The 19,139-nt window shown below is 56.2% G+C and carries 15 protein-coding genes and 2 pseudogenes; 8 read left to right on the top strand and 9 right to left on the bottom strand.

Annotation, left to right across the window (positions count from 1 at the left end; genetic code table 11):
• Positions 1 to 32: 32 nt before the first annotated feature.
• From JCM25354_RS18405 to JCM25354_RS11260, 6 genes and pseudogenes are all read right to left on the bottom strand, one after another.
• On the bottom strand, positions 33 to 815 hold the full coding sequence (locus JCM25354_RS18405; protein WP_243444040.1) for a biotin-independent malonate decarboxylase subunit beta: 783 nt from the start codon (positions 813 to 815) through the stop codon (positions 33 to 35).
• On the bottom strand, positions 749 to 961 hold the full coding sequence (locus JCM25354_RS22630; protein WP_243444035.1) for a hypothetical protein: 213 nt from the start codon (positions 959 to 961) through the stop codon (positions 749 to 751). The genes JCM25354_RS18405 and JCM25354_RS22630 overlap by 67 nt, the downstream gene beginning before the upstream one ends.
• Positions 958 to 1,392 carry a malonate decarboxylase acyl carrier protein gene (gene mdcC / locus JCM25354_RS18400; RefSeq protein WP_243444034.1) on the bottom strand — a complete coding sequence of 145 codons (435 nt, stop codon included), beginning with the start codon at positions 1,390 to 1,392 and terminating at the stop codon, positions 958 to 960. The genes JCM25354_RS22630 and mdcC overlap by 4 nt, the downstream gene beginning before the upstream one ends.
• Positions 1,283 to 2,927: pseudogene (gene mdcA, locus JCM25354_RS18395) on the bottom strand (malonate decarboxylase subunit alpha). Before mdcA ends, mdcC begins: the two are co-directional and overlap by 110 nt.
• Positions 2,928 to 3,205: 278 nt before the next feature.
• Positions 3,206 to 4,363 carry a serine hydrolase domain-containing protein gene (locus JCM25354_RS11265; protein WP_199899946.1) on the bottom strand — a complete coding sequence of 386 codons (1,158 nt, stop codon included), beginning with the start codon at positions 4,361 to 4,363 and terminating at the stop codon, positions 3,206 to 3,208.
• 419 nt (positions 4,364 to 4,782) lie between these two features.
• The gene (locus JCM25354_RS11260) at positions 4,783 to 5,892 is read right to left on the bottom strand and encodes a cytosine permease (RefSeq protein WP_025886097.1); all 1,110 of its coding nucleotides are present in this window, start codon (positions 5,890 to 5,892) and stop codon (positions 4,783 to 4,785) included.
• A 209-nt stretch (positions 5,893 to 6,101) separates the two neighbouring features.
• Between JCM25354_RS11260 and hydA the strand changes: the two genes are divergently transcribed.
• Positions 6,102 to 7,496, top strand: coding sequence for a dihydropyrimidinase (gene hydA / locus JCM25354_RS11255; protein WP_025886096.1), 1,395 nt, complete (start codon positions 6,102 to 6,104; stop codon positions 7,494 to 7,496).
• A gap of 49 nt (positions 7,497 to 7,545) precedes the next feature.
• On the opposite strand, the gene JCM25354_RS11250 is transcribed toward hydA, so the two are convergent.
• Positions 7,546 to 8,859: a bifunctional folylpolyglutamate synthase/dihydrofolate synthase gene (locus JCM25354_RS11250; protein WP_025886095.1), complete on the bottom strand. Its 1,314-nt coding sequence runs from the start codon at positions 8,857 to 8,859 to the stop codon at positions 7,546 to 7,548.
• A gap of 60 nt (positions 8,860 to 8,919) precedes the next feature.
• Positions 8,920 to 9,795, bottom strand: a complete 876-nt coding sequence (gene accD / locus JCM25354_RS11245; RefSeq protein ID WP_025886094.1) for an acetyl-CoA carboxylase, carboxyltransferase subunit beta — start codon at positions 9,793 to 9,795, stop codon at positions 8,920 to 8,922.
• Positions 9,796 to 10,176: 381 nt separating this feature from the next.
• On the opposite strand from accD, the gene JCM25354_RS11240 reads away from it, so the two are divergent.
• From JCM25354_RS11240 to JCM25354_RS11215, 7 genes are all read left to right on the top strand, one after another.
• Positions 10,177 to 11,031, top strand: a complete 855-nt coding sequence (locus tag JCM25354_RS11240) for an SWIM zinc finger family protein (RefSeq protein WP_148301494.1) — start codon at positions 10,177 to 10,179, stop codon at positions 11,029 to 11,031.
• Between the two features lie 211 nt (positions 11,032 to 11,242).
• A complete protein-coding gene (locus JCM25354_RS11235) occupies positions 11,243 to 11,530 on the top strand; it encodes a hypothetical protein (protein ID WP_159103489.1) in 288 nt (95 codons plus the stop codon).
• The gene (locus JCM25354_RS11230) at positions 11,530 to 13,008 is read left to right on the top strand and encodes a DUF5691 domain-containing protein (RefSeq protein ID WP_025886091.1); all 1,479 of its coding nucleotides are present in this window, start codon (positions 11,530 to 11,532) and stop codon (positions 13,006 to 13,008) included. Before JCM25354_RS11235 ends, JCM25354_RS11230 begins: the two co-directional genes overlap by 1 nt.
• The gene (locus JCM25354_RS11225) at positions 13,005 to 14,087 is read left to right on the top strand and encodes an ATP-binding protein (RefSeq protein ID WP_025886090.1); all 1,083 of its coding nucleotides are present in this window, start codon (positions 13,005 to 13,007) and stop codon (positions 14,085 to 14,087) included. The genes JCM25354_RS11230 and JCM25354_RS11225 overlap by 4 nt, the downstream gene beginning before the upstream one ends.
• Before the next feature lie 6 nt (positions 14,088 to 14,093).
• The gene (locus JCM25354_RS23070; protein WP_051537370.1) at positions 14,094 to 14,678 is read left to right on the top strand and encodes a DUF5682 family protein; all 585 of its coding nucleotides are present in this window, start codon (positions 14,094 to 14,096) and stop codon (positions 14,676 to 14,678) included.
• Positions 14,633 to 16,462, top strand: coding sequence for a DUF5682 family protein (locus tag JCM25354_RS18390; protein WP_051537369.1), 1,830 nt, complete (start codon positions 14,633 to 14,635; stop codon positions 16,460 to 16,462). The genes JCM25354_RS23070 and JCM25354_RS18390 overlap by 46 nt, the downstream gene beginning before the upstream one ends.
• Positions 16,459 to 17,625 (top strand): VWA domain-containing protein, encoded by a 1,167-nt coding sequence (locus tag JCM25354_RS11215; RefSeq protein WP_025886089.1) that lies wholly within the window; start codon positions 16,459 to 16,461, stop codon positions 17,623 to 17,625. The genes JCM25354_RS18390 and JCM25354_RS11215 overlap by 4 nt, the downstream gene beginning before the upstream one ends.
• Here the strand turns inward: JCM25354_RS11215 and JCM25354_RS18385 are convergent.
• Positions 17,626 to 19,106: pseudogene (locus JCM25354_RS18385) on the bottom strand (sugar porter family MFS transporter). It abuts the gene before it with no gap.
• Positions 19,107 to 19,139 lie beyond the last annotated feature (33 nt).

The raw sequence follows: 19,139 nt of genomic DNA, 5'->3' as shown, positions 1-19,139 counted from the left end.
TAGCTCTGTCCGAAAACAACGCCTGCAACAGCTCATCGCGCGTCATGATGCACTCCCGTTTTTTCATGAAGAGTGATGAAGTCGCCTTCGGCAAGATCAGCGATATGTTCCGGATCAGGAATATTTCGCTTTTTCCAGATCTCAGGTGCATCGCGCGCTGATCCGTTTTCTGCCAGTCGCTGCTCAAGACGTTTCTGTTCCCGCAACAGCGTATCAGGCGTCAACTTCCTCCTTTGTGCCGATTGCAGGGCGATTGTCGTTGCGCGGAATGCCGCAATATCATCACAGACATATAAATCGGCTCCTCCGCACAGGACACGCGTCCGTCCGCCGGTTATACGCCAGACCAGTGCCTTGTCCCTTGAATCGAATTCCTCGACGCCCTTGTTCGTCTCGATAACTTCAGGTCCGGAGACGCCAATACGTCCATGTCGGGATATAACGATATGCGAGCATGTAGCCGCAATCAGACCCGCCCCGCCAAATGCCCCGGCTCTCCCACCAACCAGGGCAATGACTGAAATGCCGTGCATTCGTGCCTCGACAATAGCGCGGATGATTTCAGAAACAGCCATTTCACCTGCATTGGCTTCCTGCAGACGTACGCCGCCTGAATCCAGAGCAAGGATAATGGTTTCCGGCCCTTTACCAGCAACATTCGTGCGCGCGCCTCTCAGAAGGCCAAGAATTTTGGCGCCCGAAATTTCGGCAAAGGTTCCGCCCATAAATCGTCCCTCCTGGGCGGCAATCAGGACGTCACTCCCATCCAGCCTGCCTTTGCCAATGATAACACCATCGTCAAAAGCAGGTGGCAGATCGAACAGGGCCAGATGAGGCTCATGATGGCCTGAGAAGGACCGAGATATTCCCTGAAGGAATGCGGGTCGAGAAGCCCTGCAATTCTCTCCCGGGCAGAGGCCTCATACCAGCTTGCACCATTTCTGTGGAGTGAAGGGTTCATGATGTGCTCTCCATGAGGCGGGCTGCCTGCATAAGACGCAACATGACCGTATCAGGCCGTGCACCACCGTCATGAATGGTGAAACGCACTCCCCCCGGGGAAAGGCGATCTACAAAATCCTGAATTACGGCACGCCATATTTCCTCGTACCCTCTGACACTCGTCAGCAATTCGACAACGCACAGATCAGGTGATTCATTCCTCTGAGCCAAGACTTCGAGATTGCCGGAAGCCACAACACCGACAAGCGCCTCCTCTCTCAGCCTTGCAGGGCTGCCTGCGTCCTGAGAGAAATCGTAAGCTTTTCCATAGCAGCCCCCCTCACCAGTTGCGGAATTTCGATGGAGGCTCGTAAAGCCCTCCGGAACACGCGACGAGATCCTGAATTGAACGTGCGGCCAGAAGCTGACGCGTTGCCTCCAGAGGGTCAATCCCAAGATCCTCAGGCCTGCGGATAATGCCCCGTTCGCGGAGATTTGCGACCATGGCGCGGTCTCTCCGTCGCCCTATCTCGGTGTAACCAGCGACCCCTCTGATAGCCTGCTCACGCTCATCAGCGGAACGACACAGAAGCAGATTGGCAATGCCTTCCTCTGTGACAATATGCGTAACATCGTCGCCATAAATCATGACAGGAGCCAGATCGAGTTTGAGTTTTTCCGCAAGGGTGAGGCTATCCAGCTTTTCAACAAAGGCTGGTGCCATCCTGTCCCCGAATGTCTCGACAATCTGGACCACCAGTTTACGCCCACGCACCATATCACCCCGTGCATCGGAAGCCTGCCGACCTGCCTTGAGCCATGGGGCGCTTGGATGACGACGTCCATGCGCATCAGCCCCCATATTTGGTGCGCCGCCAAATCCGGCAATACGATCGGTTGTGATGGTGGAAGAATTACCGGCAAGATCGATCTGCAGGGTCGATCCGATAAACATGTCACAGGCATATAATCCTGCCGTCTGACACATGAGACGGTTGGATCGCAATGAACCGTCATGCCCGATAAAGTAGATATCAGGACGCGCCGACATATAGCGATCCATGCCGACTTCAGACCCGAAACAGTGGATTTGCTTGACCCATCCGTCTTCAATGGCAGGAATCAGCGTAGGATGCGGATTCAGAGCAATGTGTCGCAATCTTTCCTCTTAATCCGAGTTTTGCACCAAAACTTGGCAGAATGAGCTCAATTGCAGCCGTAGAAAAGCCAATGCCGTGGTTCAGTCTTTTTACACCATATTCGGCATAGATACCTTTGATCGCCATCATCGCCATCAGAATCTGGGTTTCGGTGACGTTTGCCGGGTCGCGTGTAAATAGAGGTTCAATATAGAAAGGCTTGGGCGACTGAACGATAAAATCCACCTGATCGCCCTGGATATCAACGCGAGGGAGGTGATCAACAATATCGTTGACCTGCGCAACCACCAGACCATTCTTGAATGCTGTGGCTTCCACGATTGTTGGCGTATCTTCCGTATTGGGGCCGGTATAGAGATTACCCTGCCTGTCTGCCTGCCGCGCAACAACGAGCGCAACATGCGGCGTCAGATCCATATAATAGCGACCAAAAAGTTCTATATAGGTATGGATAGCCCCCAGCTCGACATTGCCTTTATTGAGAAGCCGGGCGACCGCTGCGCCCTGAGGGCTGGAATAGGAAAAATCGAGTTTTTTTGCGATCCCTAGTTCAAACAGATCAAGATGTTCAGGCAGGACAATACCTGACTGCACGATATGCAAATGATTGATGACAGATGGATCGACTCTGGTAAGCGCGCGCGCCAGAAAATCTGCCTGTTTCTGATTATCCCCCTCAAGGCAGACCCTGTCACCAGCCTGAAGAACAGCTTGCAGGAAATTCGTCAGCTTCGAGGGGTCGATTACCTTGCCTCGGGAAAATCTCTCTCCGGCATCAACGCGCTTCTGTCGTGCTTTACGCTCTTTGTCCCAGGATCGGGTCACAGCAGAAGCTCCCTACAGCCAGTTTCCACAATATTAAACTGTCAGATGCCCTCATGTTTTCTTCACTAGACCGTTACCGCACACCTATCACGCATTGGTGTTTACTTTTTTGACAATAGAATTATCTTGTTTTTTATTTAAAATTATCCTGTTTTACACACATAAGAACCACCATGACATCCAATACCGAATTGACGGCACACCCTGTCTGGGGAAGCCGCAGAAAAACTGCGGAAAGACTCATTTTCACTTCCCTCAAAAAGAGAACAGGCCGTGCCTCATCTCAGGAAATTCGCAATGGCGTTGAACATGAGAGACGTCTCAAGAGGTCTGGTATCGAAAGATGGTTCTGCTTCCGGCCATGTGGACCACTGGACGATAACCAGATTTTCTTTCTGATCGACCGCGATAAACTGTCCGAAAATGCCGATTGCCCATTGCGAATTTTCATATTCGAGACCGTGAAGAGGCGCGGCGTCACGCGTTCCGGATGGTACAGAATTATTCCACCACTGATACCCATAGATACCTTCAGGGTGGCTTGCTGACACCGAATTCCTGGCCCGGACCCAATGACGCGCCTCTTCCATCCAGTGATCGGGCAGCATCTTGCGTCCATCCGGAAGAACGCCGTTGTTCAGCACGAAAAGACCGAATTTCCCCCAGTCTTCAAGGGTTGCGTTGAAGCCATGTGCACCAACATCGTGCTTTCCCTTGAGATAGCTATGCCACACACCATCCTGCGTCATACCATAAGGTTGCCAGATCATTTCCTGCAGGTTCTGCGACAGGGATTTTCCGGTTGCTTTCTCAAGGGTGTCGCCAAGCAACCATGCGCCACCGGAAGAATATGACCAGCTGCTTCCTGCTGGAGCATATGACTGACGTGCGGGATCCTCGACAAGTTTCCTGACGCACTCATAGGCGTCAGCACCCGCTTCGCACTGTGTAAGCCGGGCAAAATCGGATCCGGGTTTGGTATAATCCTCGTTCCAGGCCACACCGGAACTATGCTGCAAGAGCTGTCGGAGCGTCACGTTCTCCCATACCGTTCCTCTTACATCGGGATTGTATTTCACTATCGCATCATCGAGACTCTTTATCTTCCCCTGCTTCAGCGCAATACCGATCAGAGTCGAGACGACCGATTTTCCGACAGAGCGCGAAGTCCAGAGTGTGGTCGGGGTATTTCCCTGCCCGTAATATTCCCAGACTGTTTTTCCGTCCTTGATCACCATCATACCGGTCACGCTGTTGCGATGGAGATAATCTGACAGCCTGTAGTCATGTCGTTTATAACGATAGCTTATCCCATCCAGAGAACGCGGTGACCTGGGAATGGGATACGCCCTGCCTGCGCGAAAAACATCTCCCTCATAGGAACGATAATCATTGCGAAACCCGACGACGCGCTGTTTCTGGTCCCATGTCAGCATATCCTTTACGTCAGGAACTGTTCTATCCTCAGGACTCGGGCAGGTTTTCAACGCCAGACCATAACAGTTACTCTGTGACCAGGCGGTATTTTTCAGGAAAAAAAATCCCGTACATGCCGTTATCAGCCATAATTTTTTCGTATTGATCGGCATAATGCCTCCTCTGACAAAACGTCAGTATTTACGAGTCGACACGTTTATCTATTCACTTCCACTCTGCAAGTGCTAAATCTTCAGTTCAGTACCAGACGCGACTTTGTGATTATGACAGCAGGATATGATACTCTGTCTTTCCTTGTCCTGTCTCATGACAGCGATGAACCCTATCATCATCACTCTCACAGGCGGCCGTCGCCTGTGCCTGTTCACCGAACAGGCCCTTCAACCTGTCTCACCACTCTGACACGGTCTCGCGTTCACTACCTTGAACACGCTGTTCTTCGGGAAAAAATAATATGGAAAAAACCCCCGGTGATAAATCCGATCACCCACAGGAAATTCTGCAATCCTGACAATCCGGAGAGAAAAACCAGTGACAGGCCGAGCAGTACGGAAAGGCCTAGCGCTCCAAGAGCCCTGAAATTGATACCATTACGATACCAGTAAGGACCTTCTTGGCTCGTGCTGTAAAGCGCCCTGATGTCCAGCGGCGCTCTTTGCACGATGAGATAATCAGCAAGCAGGATACTTGTAACCGGCGCAATGAACAGCCCCAGTATATCAAGGGTCATATGGATAAGCTCGGGATGGGCATAGAGATTCCACGAGGTCAGCAGAATGGCGCCGACTGCAGCAATATTGCCTCCCTGACGCCATGAGATAAAAGAAGGAGCAATATTGGAAAAATCGAATGCCGCCGAGACAAAATTGGCCGAAATATTGATCCCGATCGTCGCTGCGACCAGTGTCAGTGTGCCAATCAGAAGAATTGTCTGGTTGTCAAAAAGGACGATCGTCTCCGCAGGATCCGTGAGCAGCCGACCCAGTGCGGGCTGCGTAAGAACGATTGTTGTCAGTACAAGCAGGACAAACGCCATGAAATTGATTGGCAGCCCCCAGAAATTACCGCGTCGCACATCGTCCATGCTCACACCATAACGGGCGAAATCACCGAAATTCGGAATAATTGCAGAGAAATAGGCCAGAGTGAGAGAAGTAACGCCCAACGTTCCCCGGATCATGCCCGACACAGAAAAATCACCGTGAGGCAAAACGGAGAAATGCCAGTCTCCATGGGTCTTTAAGAAAAGTGCCACATCGAGAAGCAGAATAACGGCATAAATGGCTGGACCAGCCCAGTCTATGAAATGACGTATTGCTTCCATACCGCGCCAGAAGACCACAAGCTGCACCAGCCAGACGAGGAGAAATGCCGCCCAGCCCAGCATCGACAACCCCAGCAGGCCATGATGATGCAGATCTGCATAAGCCCGACTATCGGGAAAGAAATGCAGAATGAACAGAACAAGGGCATTCGAAGCAAGCCATGTCTGAATACCATACCATCCGATAGCAATCAGACCGCGCACCAGTGCCTTGCGCGGACAGGGACAAGGTCTGCATTCGAAAGCGGACCTGACGGAACAATTGCCTCTAGCTGCTTCATCACGCTACGTTCCGCTTCCACAGAGTCCAATGAAAATCATGCGCTGTATTGATCATGTATTCAGGGTAATTCCATAATTTCGACAAGACAACGATATCCTGTTTCGGACCTTTCAGCGACGGAAACAAGCCTATGCTACTGATCAAGAACGGAATGATCGTAACCGCAGAGCAGCGTTTCAGATCAGACATCCTTTGCGACGACAGCGGTATAATTGCCCGGGTCGGGCCTGATATCGAAACTCCGACAGGGTGCCACGCCATTGATGCGAGTGGGTTGCTGGTCATGCCAGGGGGAATAGATCCGCATACCCATATGGAAATGCCCTTTATGGGCACCACGGCGAGCGATGACTTCTTCACCGGTACGGCAGCGGGTCTTGCTGGGGGGACAACAAGCATCATTGATTTCGTCATTCCTGGTCAGGGACAGTCGCTTTTCGAGGCCTGGTACGACTGGCGAGGCAAAGCCGAAAAGGCAGCCTCGGATTATGGCTTCCATGTCGCCGTAACGCATTGGGATGCGCAGGTTCATGAGGATATGGGACGTCTCGTCAGGGAAGGTGGGGTGAACTCCTTCAAGCATTTCATGGCCTACAAAAATGCGCTGATGATTGATGACTCAATCTTTCTGCGATCGATGCAGCGGGCGAAAGAATTGGGTGCGCTCTGTACCGTCCATGCCGAAAACGGCGATGCGATCGCTTTTCTGCAAGCGCAGCTTCTGGCGCAAGGTGAAACCGGCCCATCATCGCATCCACTTTCCCGCCCGGCTGCCATTGAGGGTGAAGCGGCGCGACGCGCCATTACTCTGGCCGAACTCGGCGACACCCCGCTTTATATCGTGCATGTCTCGACAGAAGAGGCAGTGCAGGCCATCGCCGCAGCGCGGCTAAGGGGTCTCAAGGTCTATGGAGAAGTCCTGCCGCAACATCTGGTTTTTAATGAGAGTGTCTATCATGGCAACGAATGGCTACAGGCGGCACGTCATGTCATGAGTCCGCCTTTTCGTCACAGAATCCACCAGAAGGCGCTCTGGGGTGGTCTGAGCTCAGGCCAGTTACAGACGACCGCAACGGATCATTGCTGCTTCTGTCAGGACCAGAAAATGCGTGGACGCGATGATTTCACCCGAATCCCGAATGGCGTCCCCGGCATTGAAGAACGTATGAGCGTGCTGTGGCATTATGGCGTGGTCAATGGCCGGCTGAGCGCTGAGGAATTTGTGGCCATTACCTCCACCAATACCGCACGCATTTTCAATCTCTATCCGCGAAAAGGCTGCATTGCACCGGGCTCCGATGCTGATCTCGTTCTCTGGGACCCCTCCGCCAGTCGGACAATCACTGCGGGCGCTCTGCACCAGAATGTGGATTACACGCTTTATGAAGGCATGACCCTGACAGGGCTTGCGGTAAAAACCATCAGCCAGGGCATGGTGGTATGGGATGAAGGCACCCTGCGTGCTGAACGCGGCAAGGGCCGCTATATCAGGCGTCCTGCTCTGGGCCGGGATCACCGTCTCTAGAGAGAAGAGAAGGTTTTATTCACCTGTGACCCTGGTCACGCTCATCACCTCATCGCGGAATAGAGCCGTCCTGCTTCAGCACCACACCTGCAAGATAAAGGCTGCCGCAGATCAGAACACGCGCAGGCGGTCCTTGCAGGCGAGGAAAAATAGCGGCGATGGTCGGCCCGGGCAGGGCTACACCGCCTGAAGCCGCCACGATATCATCCACGGGCAGGGCAAGATGCTGGCCCGCTTCACTCACGGCATGAAGTGTCGTCGCATGGCGCTGAACAGGGCGCAGAAAGCCCGAGGCATCCTTGCTCTGCTTCATGCCTACGATCACATGCAGGGGGCGGTCCGACCATGCGGCGAGACTGGGGGCAAGTGCTTCCCCGGCATTGGGGTTATGACCCCCATCCAGCCAGAGTTCCCAGCCTTCAGGCAGTTGCGCGGCAAGCCTGCCTTCAAGACGCTGCAGCCGTGCAGGCCATTGTGTGCGGGCAATCCCTGCCCAGGCGGTGTCAGGCACAGACAACCCGCTTGCGCGCAGCGCCGCTACAGCGAGAGTCGCATTGCCAGCCTGATGAATCCCTTTGAGGCCGGGGGCGGGCAAAGACAGAGTACCCAGAGGGTCATGATAGCAGAGGCTGCCATCGTCACGGGTTTCAAAGCCGATCTCGGATCCGACCTGCCAGAGCGGGGCGGTGCAACGCGCAGCCTGCTGCTCTATGATCTGCCTCGCCGCCTCATGCTGGGCAGCACAGACCACAGGCACTCCTGGCTTGATGATACCGGCCTTTTCGGCGGCAATAAGCGCCAGCGTGTCGCCCAGAAATGCCTGATGATCGAGATCGACCGGCGTGATCACGCAGGCAGCAGGGCGCGCCACAACATTGGTGGCATCAAGACGACCACCAAGACCGACTTCAAGAATGACCAGATCGGCCTTGTTGCGGGCAAAAAGCAGGAGACCGGCGGCCGTTAACACCTCGAACACGGTGATAGGATCGCCCCCGTTCACACGTTCGATTTCCTCGAGTGTGGCAACAAGAGCATCTTCGCTCACCAGTTTCCCGGCAATGCGGAACCGCTCGGTGACATCGACCAGATGCGGGCTGGTCATGACATGCACCGACCATCCAGCGGCCTCGGCAATGGCTCGCAGCGTCGCACAGGTGCTGCCCTTGCCATTGGTGCCCGCCACATGAATTACAGGAGGCAAGGAACGTTCCGGATTTCCCAGCTTGCCCAGCAGGGCATGAAGGCGATCAAGGGAGAGATCGATAAGCTTGGGATAAAGCGCCTGAACCCGGGCCAGAACGGCACCGGTCCGGCCCTCGTATTCATCGCTGAGCTTGGCCGGGGGTGCCTGGGTCGTCATGAATCATCCGATGGGCAGTAGCAACCCCGCTCCCTGACAGGGGCGGGGAGAGTCAATGGCTCAGGCTGCTTCCACAGGAGCAGCCACAACAGGCTTGTTCATCATCATGCCGATCAGGCTGCCAAGCTTCTCATGCAGATCGGGGCGCGCAACCACCATATCGACCATGCCGTGATCGCGCAGATATTCGGAACGCTGGAAGCCTTCCGGCAGCTTCTCGCGCACCGTATCCTGAATGACGCGCGGTCCGGTGAAGGCAATAAGCGCCTCGGGCTCGGCAATCTGCACATCGCCCAGCATGGCAAACGATGCCGAAACACCACCTGTCGTCGGGTTGGTCAGCACAACGATATAGGGCAGGCCTGCATCCTTGAGCATTTCGACACCAATGGTCGTACGAGGCATCTGCATGAGGGAGAGAACACCCTCCTGCATGCGGGCGCCGCCTGAAGCCGTATAGATTACAAGTGCGGCCTTTTGCAGCACAGCCAGACGGCAGGCGGCGATGAACGCCTCACCCAGTGCTGTACCCATGGTGCCTGCCATGAACTCATAGGCCATGACGGCCACAACCGCATCATGACCACCGATCTGGCCATGCGCAACAGCCAGCGACTCATCGAGATGGGTCTTGGCCTTGGCGTCCTTCAGACGGTCGGCGTATTTCTTCTGGTCGCGAAAGCCGAGCGGATCGCTCGGGACTTTCGGCAGCTCGATCCTGGTGTATTTGCCATCATCGAACGTCCAGTCGAGGCGCTCTGTCGCTTTCGCCTTGCCGTGATGACCGCAATGCGGGCAGACGCGCTGGGCTTTCTCCAGATCCTTGATGAGGATCATCTGTGAGCAGGATTCACAGCTGGTCCACAAATTATCCGGCACTTCACGTTGCAGAAGGCCACGGATTTTCGGTCGAACGTATTCGGTCAGCCAGCTCATATTGATCCTACTTCTCGCCTGTTCCGCATGGTTTCCCCTGGCACAAAGGCGCTGCGGTCGGATGGGCAACAGTCATTCTGAAGGGGCTTTTAGCGATATCTGACGCGCAATGCCAGATTGACGTTACGACATCGGTATTCTGGCGATCCGGGCCTTCTCGCCTCTGACCAACATGCGAAGCGATCTCAAGCAAAACTGATTGGCACTCTGGAAAAAGAAAATCCATCATGTCAGTCAGAAAAAACAAACTTACAAAACCCGAGAAAGACGCGAGAAGAAAACGCCGTCCTCCGGCATAAGAACTGACATACCAGCAAGAAACGGCAGGCGTTACGCAATCTCTGTTTCAATAGTCCTTGTTTTTCGAGCCCAGGAGTATTCTTGTCAGACGCCATGGATCGCGTTGCGCGGCTTGCGCCGGATACAGCCAGCTTTGCTGCAGCAAGAAAACTGATGAACCCTTCAAACTGGGTCACACTCGGTGAAGACGGCAACGGTCTCGTATGGGGAGAGTGTCAGGGCTCCGGAGCCAAACCTTATCGGATCTGTCTTTCAGAAACGGATGCAGGATTCAAATGCACCTGCCCGAGCCGGAAATTTCCCTGCAAGCACAGTCTGGCACTGATGGGATTTCGCGCTGAGCGAAGCGTAACATTCGTCAGCGAGACCGTTCCCGACTGGGTGCAGGAATGGCTGTCGCGTCGTCGCACTGCATCAAAAGACAAGTCAGAAGCACCCTCACAGGACAAAACAGCTCTTTCCGGGCCAGAAACTGCACAGAAACAGGCTCAGCAAGCCAAAACGCGCGCCCGTCGTGAAAGCGAAATCGCCTCGGGCATCGCCGCCATGAACCAGTGGCTGGGTGACCAGCTCGATCGCGGCCTTGCCGGGTTTGATCAACGCGCAAATGTGGATTGCGCCATTCTGGCCAAACGTCTGCATGATTCCAAAGCAGGCGGGCTGGCCAGTCGTGTCGCCCGGCTTCCCGAATCCCTCTCATCGCTGGATGCAGGGGAGCGCCCGTTCGAGGCAGCACGATGCCTCTCGACGCTATATCTCATCGGCCAGGCCTGCCTCAGGGCAGAAGGCTGGACCCTCATCTTGTGGCAGATGCCAGGCGCATGGCAGGCTGGACGTTTACAAGAGAGGAACTGTTTGCTGATACACAGACCCTGCGCCTTTCCGGACAATGGCGTGTGCTTGCCAGAACCGAGACACTCCAGCCTGACCGCCTGACTCGTGTGGATACCTGGCTTGGTTTTGAACAAGACCCGGGTGTCGTTGCTCTTCTGGTCGATTATCTGGCACCGGCGAGCCAAACAGGCTCTTTGCCTGTGCTGGTGAATGACAGACTAACAGCAGAGCTTGCCTTTTATCCATCTCCCGTTCCCCTCCGGGCGCAGATCGTCACCAGTACAGGTGTGGCTGCCTCTTCGGACCCGTGGCAATGCCCTGCGAAATCGCTCAGCTCCGCCATGACCGGTTGGCGCCAAGCCCTGGCCAGACTGCCATGCTTGGCGCGTTTCCCTTCTACGCCTCGTGCGTCAGTCTGCGGCAGGCAAAAGACAGGCTTTATCTGACAGGCGACGGTCTTGCCCTCCCCCTGAGCGAGTCCATCACCGATATCGCTTCGCCTCTCTGCCCTTTCGATGAGATAGGCATATTCGGCACATGGGATGGTCGGCATTATACCCCGCTCCTCGCCGAGACGGCTCTTGGCGCATGGACGCCGTGATGAACACTTCGCCTCTCTATCAGTCCCTGCTGCAGGGGCTGGCACGACGCCCGATCGACAGCGCCACACTGCCTGCATATTGCGTTGCTCCCCGAGAAACTCCCTCTGCCACAGAACAGGGGCACAATATCGATCCCCTGGGTGTCATGACGCTGTTCGTACAGGCAGAGTCTTTCAGGATGCCCGCCACACCAGAGCATTTCGATACGATCGCTCCCTATCATTCGTCAGGGGCCATCGTTCCGCAGGCGCTGCGTCCGGACATCATCCATCTGGTCGGCAATGCTGTCGGACGTGCCACGGACAGTGCCGCTATCGCCCTTGCCCATCACCTCTCGCGCCTCGGACGGACGCTTCACCCCTTTGATGGCCCTAAACTCAGGACATTCAGGCAACGGTTCAGAGCGGTACTCAACGAGCCGGGTCTGGAAGCACAAGATCCACTTTCCCTTTTGCTGACCGAAAACGGTGCCATCGACACGACCCTTCTTGCAGAAGCCTCTCATGCACACAGACTCTCTTTTCTGGAGGCACTCCGTCACAGGGACCCTGCACAGGCTCGCGCCCTGATTGCCGCGCAATTACCGCTGGAGAAAGCCGATGCACGTCTGGAACTGGTCTCACTCCTCTGGATCGCCCTCTCCGGTGACGACAAGCCACTACTTGAAAGCATAAGAACGGATCGATCTGGTCCTGTCAGACAGGAAAGCGAGCGAATACTGGGTCACCTGCCCGGGTCTGCCTATGCCGAGGCTCAGCTGACAGACTTCGCTTCCCGTGTCACAGTTTCAAAAAACGGTTTGCTCAGACGCAGGATCACTGTGAGCCTTCAGCTTCCGGCCGATATTGCCAGCAAACGCCTTGCGGGGGGCTTCTCCCATTTCATGCTGAACTGGGTTGCCATGGCATGCGATGTCCTGTCGATACGTACCCTGGCCGCGCAGCTCGCTCTGTCGGAGCAGGATCTGGTAACCGCGGCTTCGGACGATCTTGCCCTGATGTACTGCCTTGGCATTGCGGCCGCAAATGACAGAAACTGGACGCTTCTTTCACTGATAGCCTCCTGTGCCAGAGAGCCGATCTGGCCGTTTCTTGTCCGATACGGTTTCGACAAGCCGGGCCTCAGATCGTCTGTCGATCGTCTGAACTATGTCGCTGCCATAACAGAAAAGCCGCTACCTGTTTGGGATGAAGCCCATAGCTACCAGTTTCAGAACCTTGCGAGCGCCATCGAGACCCTGGCTGATGCGCTTGGCATGCCTCTGCCCGAAAAACAGGCCAGCATTCTGACCGACGCCGTATTGTCCGCTCCCCGGGCTCAGGAAAACACCCTTGTTGCCTGCATGGTTCTGACACCAGTCGGACAGATCGGGCCGCTCAAACGGCGCATGATCGATCTGCACCCCGACCAGAGCCGTCGCGCCGTGTTGCTGGCCGATATCCTCATCAAACTCTATCAGGAAAAGACGCCCTCATGACCGCAACCCGCCTGCGCCAGAGCGCGGAAGACCGTTATGCTGACGAGCTGGACGCCCTCAGACGTGGTGATACCCATGCCCGCCCGGCAAACTGGGCCCTGTCGCCCCGCGCCGTCGTGACTTACCTGATGGGCGGCCAGGCCGCTGATGGTACGCCGGTGAGTTCAAAATATGTCGGCAACCCCCGACTGATAGAAACCGCTGTTGCAACACTGGCCACCGACCGTGCCCTGCTTCTGCTTGGCATGCCGGGTACCGCAAAATCCTGGGTGTCCGAACATCTGACTGCCGCCATATCGGGCACCTCGAACAGGGTCATCCAGTGTACCGCCGGCACCGATGAAAGCCAGATACGTTATGGCTGGAATTATGCCATGCTTCTGGCCCACGGACCCGGACCCGATGCACTGGTGCGTACGCCCATGATGCGCGCCATGGAGGAAGGTACCCTGGTGCGTCTTGAGGAGCTGACCCGTATGGGGTCTGATGTCCAGGATACGCTCATCACCATCCTTTCGGAAAAAATGATGCCGATCCCGGAACTGGATGATGCGATCCATGCCAGACCGGGCTTCAACGTGATTGCCACCGCCAATAACCGGGACAAGGGTGTCAACGAATTGTCGTCTGCCCTCAAAAGACGCTTCAATGTCGTTGTCCTGCCAGCCCCTGCCACGATTGAGGAAGAAACCGATATCGTGACCCGTCGCATTGCAGAGACAGGCCTTTCCCTGGCGCTTCCCCCCATTGCGCCTGCGGATGCCGAGATCGCCCGCATCGTCACGATCTTTCGTGAATTGCGCAGCGAACAGACACTGGATGGCAAACTCAAGCTCAAGCCGCTTTCCGGCTCACTCTCCACCGCCGAGGCCATTTCTGTCGGGATCAATGCCTGGGCAGAGGCCGCCCATTTCGGCTCTGGCAGGATGGATGCCCAGTCTCTCGCCGCCAATATCGTGGGAGCTGTGGTCAAGGATCCGACCGCCGATGGTCAGGCCCTGCAGGAATATCTCGAAAATGTCGTGCGCAAGCGCGAGGGCTGGCGCGATCTCTACGGGGCCATCAGGGATGTGATCTGAAATCCCATGGATCCGCGCCTTCATCTTTTTGGTATCCGCCATCATGGCCCCGGTTCCGCCGCAAGCCTGGTCACAGCGCTTGATGCGCTCGACCCTGCGGTCCTTCTGATTGAAGGGCAACCCGAGGCCGATCCCCTCATCGCCTGTGCCACCTTGCCCGGCATGTCCCTGCCCCTTGCGCTTTTTCATTACCAGTCTGACAACCCGGTCAACGCCGTCTTTGCGCCTTTCGCGGAATACTCGCCCGAATGGCAGGCCCTCTGCTGGGCACGGTCACATGAACGCCCGGTACGCTTTATCGACTGGCCCGCATCCTGCCTGCTCGCCTGGGAAACAGAACAGAGCGCCGGGGACGAGGATTCTGGTACGCTCGAATCCGCTGAGCCCGCTGCCGACAAGACCATTCCCGATGAACTGGTTCCAGACGATGATGGTGCTTTGCGCCGGCAGGAAGCAGATCTCCCGTCGACGCAGCACCCCACCGATCCCATGGATGATCTGGCCCGCTCGCCGGATATGAGGATGGTGAATCCTGGTGGCACGCCATGGTCGAACATACCCCGTCCGGCCCCGAGATGTTCGAGGCTGTAGAAAACGCCATGACAGCCCTGCGGGACGCAGCAGAGCAGGAATCGTTTTTGGGCAATACACGGCAAAGGCGCGATCAGATACGCGAAGCCTTCATGCGTATCGCCCTGCGTCAGGCACTCAAGGATACCGATGGGGAGATCGCCGTCATCGTCGGGGCCTGGCATGTCCCGGCTCTGAGACGCAAGACATCCCAGACGGCCGATCGCACCCTCATACGCGACCTGAAAAAAGTCAGGACAGAAACAGCCTGGGTTCCCTGGAGTGATTCCCGTCTCGCTGCCGGATCGGGATATGGCGCCGGGGTAAAGGCGCCGGGGTGGTATCGCCATCTCTGGTCTTTGCGGGGCGCTGCAGGTGCCTCTTCCGCAGAGGATTTCACGGCGCGCTGGATGGCAAGAGTCTCCGGGTTCCTTCGTACAGAAAAGCTGGTTGCTTCTCCCGCCTCGACCATAGAGGCCGCCCGCCTCGCACTGACCCTTGCAGCGTTAAGAAACAAGCCCCTGCCTGATCTGGAGGAAATGCGTGATGCCACGCTTTCTGCCCTGTGCCATGGTGATACAGCGCCGCTCGATCTGATTGAATCCCGCCTTCTGAAAGGTGAGCAGATCGGTGCACTCGATCCGGAAGTACCTCAGATACCCCTCGCACGCGATCTGGAACGATGGCAGAAAAAATGCCGTCTCAAACCGGATGATCTGCTACGCGATATCGCCCTTGATCTCAGAACAGAGGCCGGACTTTTACGCTCGACACTCCTGCACAGACTGTCTGTGATCGACATTCCCTGGGCGACCCTGCTCGACGGCGCTGCCGGACGCGGCACCTATCGCGAGACCTGGCGTCTGACCTGGTCCCCTTCTGTCGCTCTCGCCCTCGTTCAGGCCCTGCCTTATGGTGCCACCATAGAACAGGCCGCACGCAACAAGGCCATACAGGAAGCCAGGCAGAGCCACGATGTCGGCAGGCTTGCGGCCCTCGTCCAGAAATGTCTGCTCGCCGGACTGGAGGATGCCGCGGAACAGACCATCACAAGATTGCAGCATGTCGCCGTCACGAGTCAGGCCATTTCCCCCCTGATGGAAAGCGTGACAACCCTGGTCTCGCTGTTACGCTACGGGACGTCACGCCCGTTACCAATCGATCCCCTGCGCGCGCTCGTCTCTCTGCTTTGTGTCGAGATCTGCACGGGATTTGTCATGGCAACGACAGATATCGACCCGCAGGGTGCACGGCCCATCAGCACGACCATGGCTGCGTTTGATCATGCTCTGACCCTGTTCGGCGAGACGCATCTGACTGGGCTCTGGAACCAGACCCTGGCAGAAGCCACTCGAAACGATCGCGTCGCCCCCCTGATTGGTGGCCTGGCCCTGCGTCTTCTTCATGAACGGCAGATTTTACCGGTTGAACAGGTGGTTACCTGTTTTTCGCGTGCCACTTTGCCTCCCAGCAGAGCGGTCAGTGCCGGCCAGTATATTGATGGCTTTCTCTCCGGCGGGGCCGAGATCATCGCGCAGGATCGCGCACTTCTTGACGCGCTGGATCACTGGATTGGTGTTCTGGACGAGGCTGATTTTATGGAAATTCTGCCTATGCTGCGCCGGTGTTTCAGTGCTTTTGCGCTCTCAAGTCGCAAGCGCCTTCTGACGAGCCTGGAGCAGACGCCGGATACAGAACCGGCGCAGCGACACTCTGAACAGGGTAGCCGGCAAGACGTCCTGCCTGCCGAATTCACCGATCTGGCGTTGCCGCTGCTGCATCGTATTCTGGGATTCGTCTCATGAACCAGGATCTGCGCGCCGAGAAAAACAGGCGATGGCAACTCGCACTCGGAACAGACGAGCCAAACGGTCTCTGCGAAAGGGACAGGCGTATCGACCGCGCTTTGTCCGCTCTTTATGAAACAGCTGCCGGAGGCAGCAAACGCAAGGGCGGCCTTGGCGGATCTGCGCCACAGATCGCCCGCTGGCTCGGCGATATTCGCGAATTCTTCCCTGCGCCGGTCGTGCAAATCATCCAGAAAGACGCACTGGAGCGGCTCGATCTCAAGGCAATGCTTCTTGAGCCGGAACTGCTCCAGAGCCTCGAAGGCGACGTCCATCTTGTGGCGGATCTCATGGCCCTGCGTAATGTCATGCCTGCAAAAACCCATGAGACCGCACGTATTGTCGTCAGAAAAATCGTTGCTGAACTCATGGCCAGACTGGCCAGCCGCACGGCCGAATCTGTCAGGGGGGCAGTCAATCGTCGTGAACGTACAACCAGACCGCGCCCCGCCGATATTGACTGGCCGCGTACGATCCGGGCCAATCTGCATCACTGGCAAGCTGAATATCAGACGATCATCCCGCAGAAACTGATCGGCCACGCCAGACAGCGCCGGACCAGAGCCGATCTGGATCAGATCGTGATGTGCGTCGATCAATCCGGCTCCATGGCAAGCTCGGTCGTTTATGCCTCGATCTTTTCTGCTGTCATGGCATCTTTACCGGTACTGGATATGAGGCTCGTCTGTTTCGATACGTCTGTTGTCGATCTCTCGGAACAGCTCAGCGATCCGGTCAGCGTCCTTTTCGGCATTCAGCTCGGCGGTGGCACAGATATCAATGCCGCGCTGGCCTATGGCACGTCTCTGATCGAACGCCCTGCACAGAGCCATTTCATCCTGATCAGTGACCTCTACGAGGGCGGTGATGCCAGACAGATGCTGGAGCGGGCAGCAAACCTCGTGAACCTTGGCGTCAATCTCATCGTCCTGCTTGCACTCTCTGATGATGGGCGTCCCGGCTTTGACATGGGCCACGCCCGTGCGCTCGCTGCTATGGGGTGCCCTGTCTTTGCCTGCACACCCGACCGTTTCCCTGACATGATGGCCGCAGCCCTGAAGAGGGAGGACCTTCATGCCTGGGCAGGTGGGCAGGGCATTCCACTTGTGACCGGCGGCTGATCAGGCAGCTGCTTCCTGCTGCTCGTCTTCGGAAACGATACGTGTATGACCGCGCGTGGGGCGGAAGCGTTTTTCGTGCAGGGCAAGCTCGATATCTTCGAGTGTGGCCCCCGCCGTCTCAGGGACAAAGAAGAAAATGAACAGCACTGAGGCAAGGTTCACGGCTGCATAGAACCACATCGTACCACCCAATGTGATGAGCTGCACCAGTGTCAGCGCCGTACCGGTTACCAGCAGATCCGAGCCCCAGAGCGTCGCAGCATGAAGGCTGGTGGCCTGACCGCGCATGGAGAGCGGGAACATCTCCGCACCCAGCAGCCAGCCACAGACCTGAATACCTCCTGAATTGAACGCCATGAACAGCAGAAGGAACACGATCACCAGATAGGACCCCACGCTATGCGCTGCCGGGTGCATGGCAAATACAATGCCCAGTCCGATCAGACTCACGATCGAACCCGGTCCCATGATCAGCATGAGGCGACGACGCCCCACGCGATCGACAATCAGGCATCCAATGAATGTCATGATGCAGTAGGTAATGGCCACACCGAGGGAGGCCATCAGGGCTGAGGAAGCGCCAAATCCGGCATCACGCAGAAAGGTCGGCGCATAGTAGATCATCATTTCCAGTCCGCCACACTGGGTAAAAAAGGCAACACCCAGTGCCGCGACCAGAGCCGGGCGTACCCAGGGGCGAAACAGACCTTTCCAGCCACGATTGCGTGGATCGGCCGCTTCGGCATTTTCGCGCATTTCGCGCACTTCCCTGCGGATAACCTTTTTCGAGGTACGAATACGTCCAAGCTCGATAATGGCGCGTTTCATGCCCTCGTTCTCTGCCGTCCAGCGCGGACTTTTGGGCATGAAGAACATCGAGACAAAAACGATCGCAGCCGGAATGGCAGCCAGCCCAACCATTGGACGCCATCCCCAGGCCTCACGCTCGGTGAAGCCGATGATATTGGCCAGCAGAATACCGAGCCCGATGGCCACGTTGAACATCGTCACCAGAGTACCGCGCTTTTCGGCAGGGGCCAGCTCCGAGATATACATGGGTACCACCTGGGTTGAACCACCCACAGCAAATCCCAGAAAAATGCGCGCAACGATCAGAAGCCATACATTCGGAGCAAAGGCGCATGCCAGGCTCCCAGAACAAACACGCCACTCACAAGGGTCACGCAGGCACGACGCCCGTATTTTTCAGAAAACGACCCCGCTGCCAATGCGCCGATAATGGCACCGGCAAGAATGGCGGAAGCCACCATTTCCTGCATTGTGCTGCCAAGATGAAAATCATCCGAGATCAGCAGAAGGGCACCGGAAATGATACCCGTATCATAACCATAGAGACCGCCACATATGGCAGCGACAACGGCTGCAAGAATCAGGATGTATTTCGCATAAGGCGAAACCTCGATTGGGTGTTCGTCATGATTCGTCGCTTCGCGATGACGCGTCTCTGTATTATTTTTCATGACGCTATAACCGGACACCGGCTATTTGGTTTA

The sequence above is a fragment of the Asaia prunellae JCM 25354 genome (genome assembly GCF_000613885.1).
GTDB classification, from domain to species: domain Bacteria; phylum Pseudomonadota; class Alphaproteobacteria; order Acetobacterales; family Acetobacteraceae; genus Asaia; species Asaia prunellae.
The sequence above is the reverse complement of the archived record's forward strand: the minus strand, read 5'-3'. Positions and strand labels throughout refer to the sequence as shown.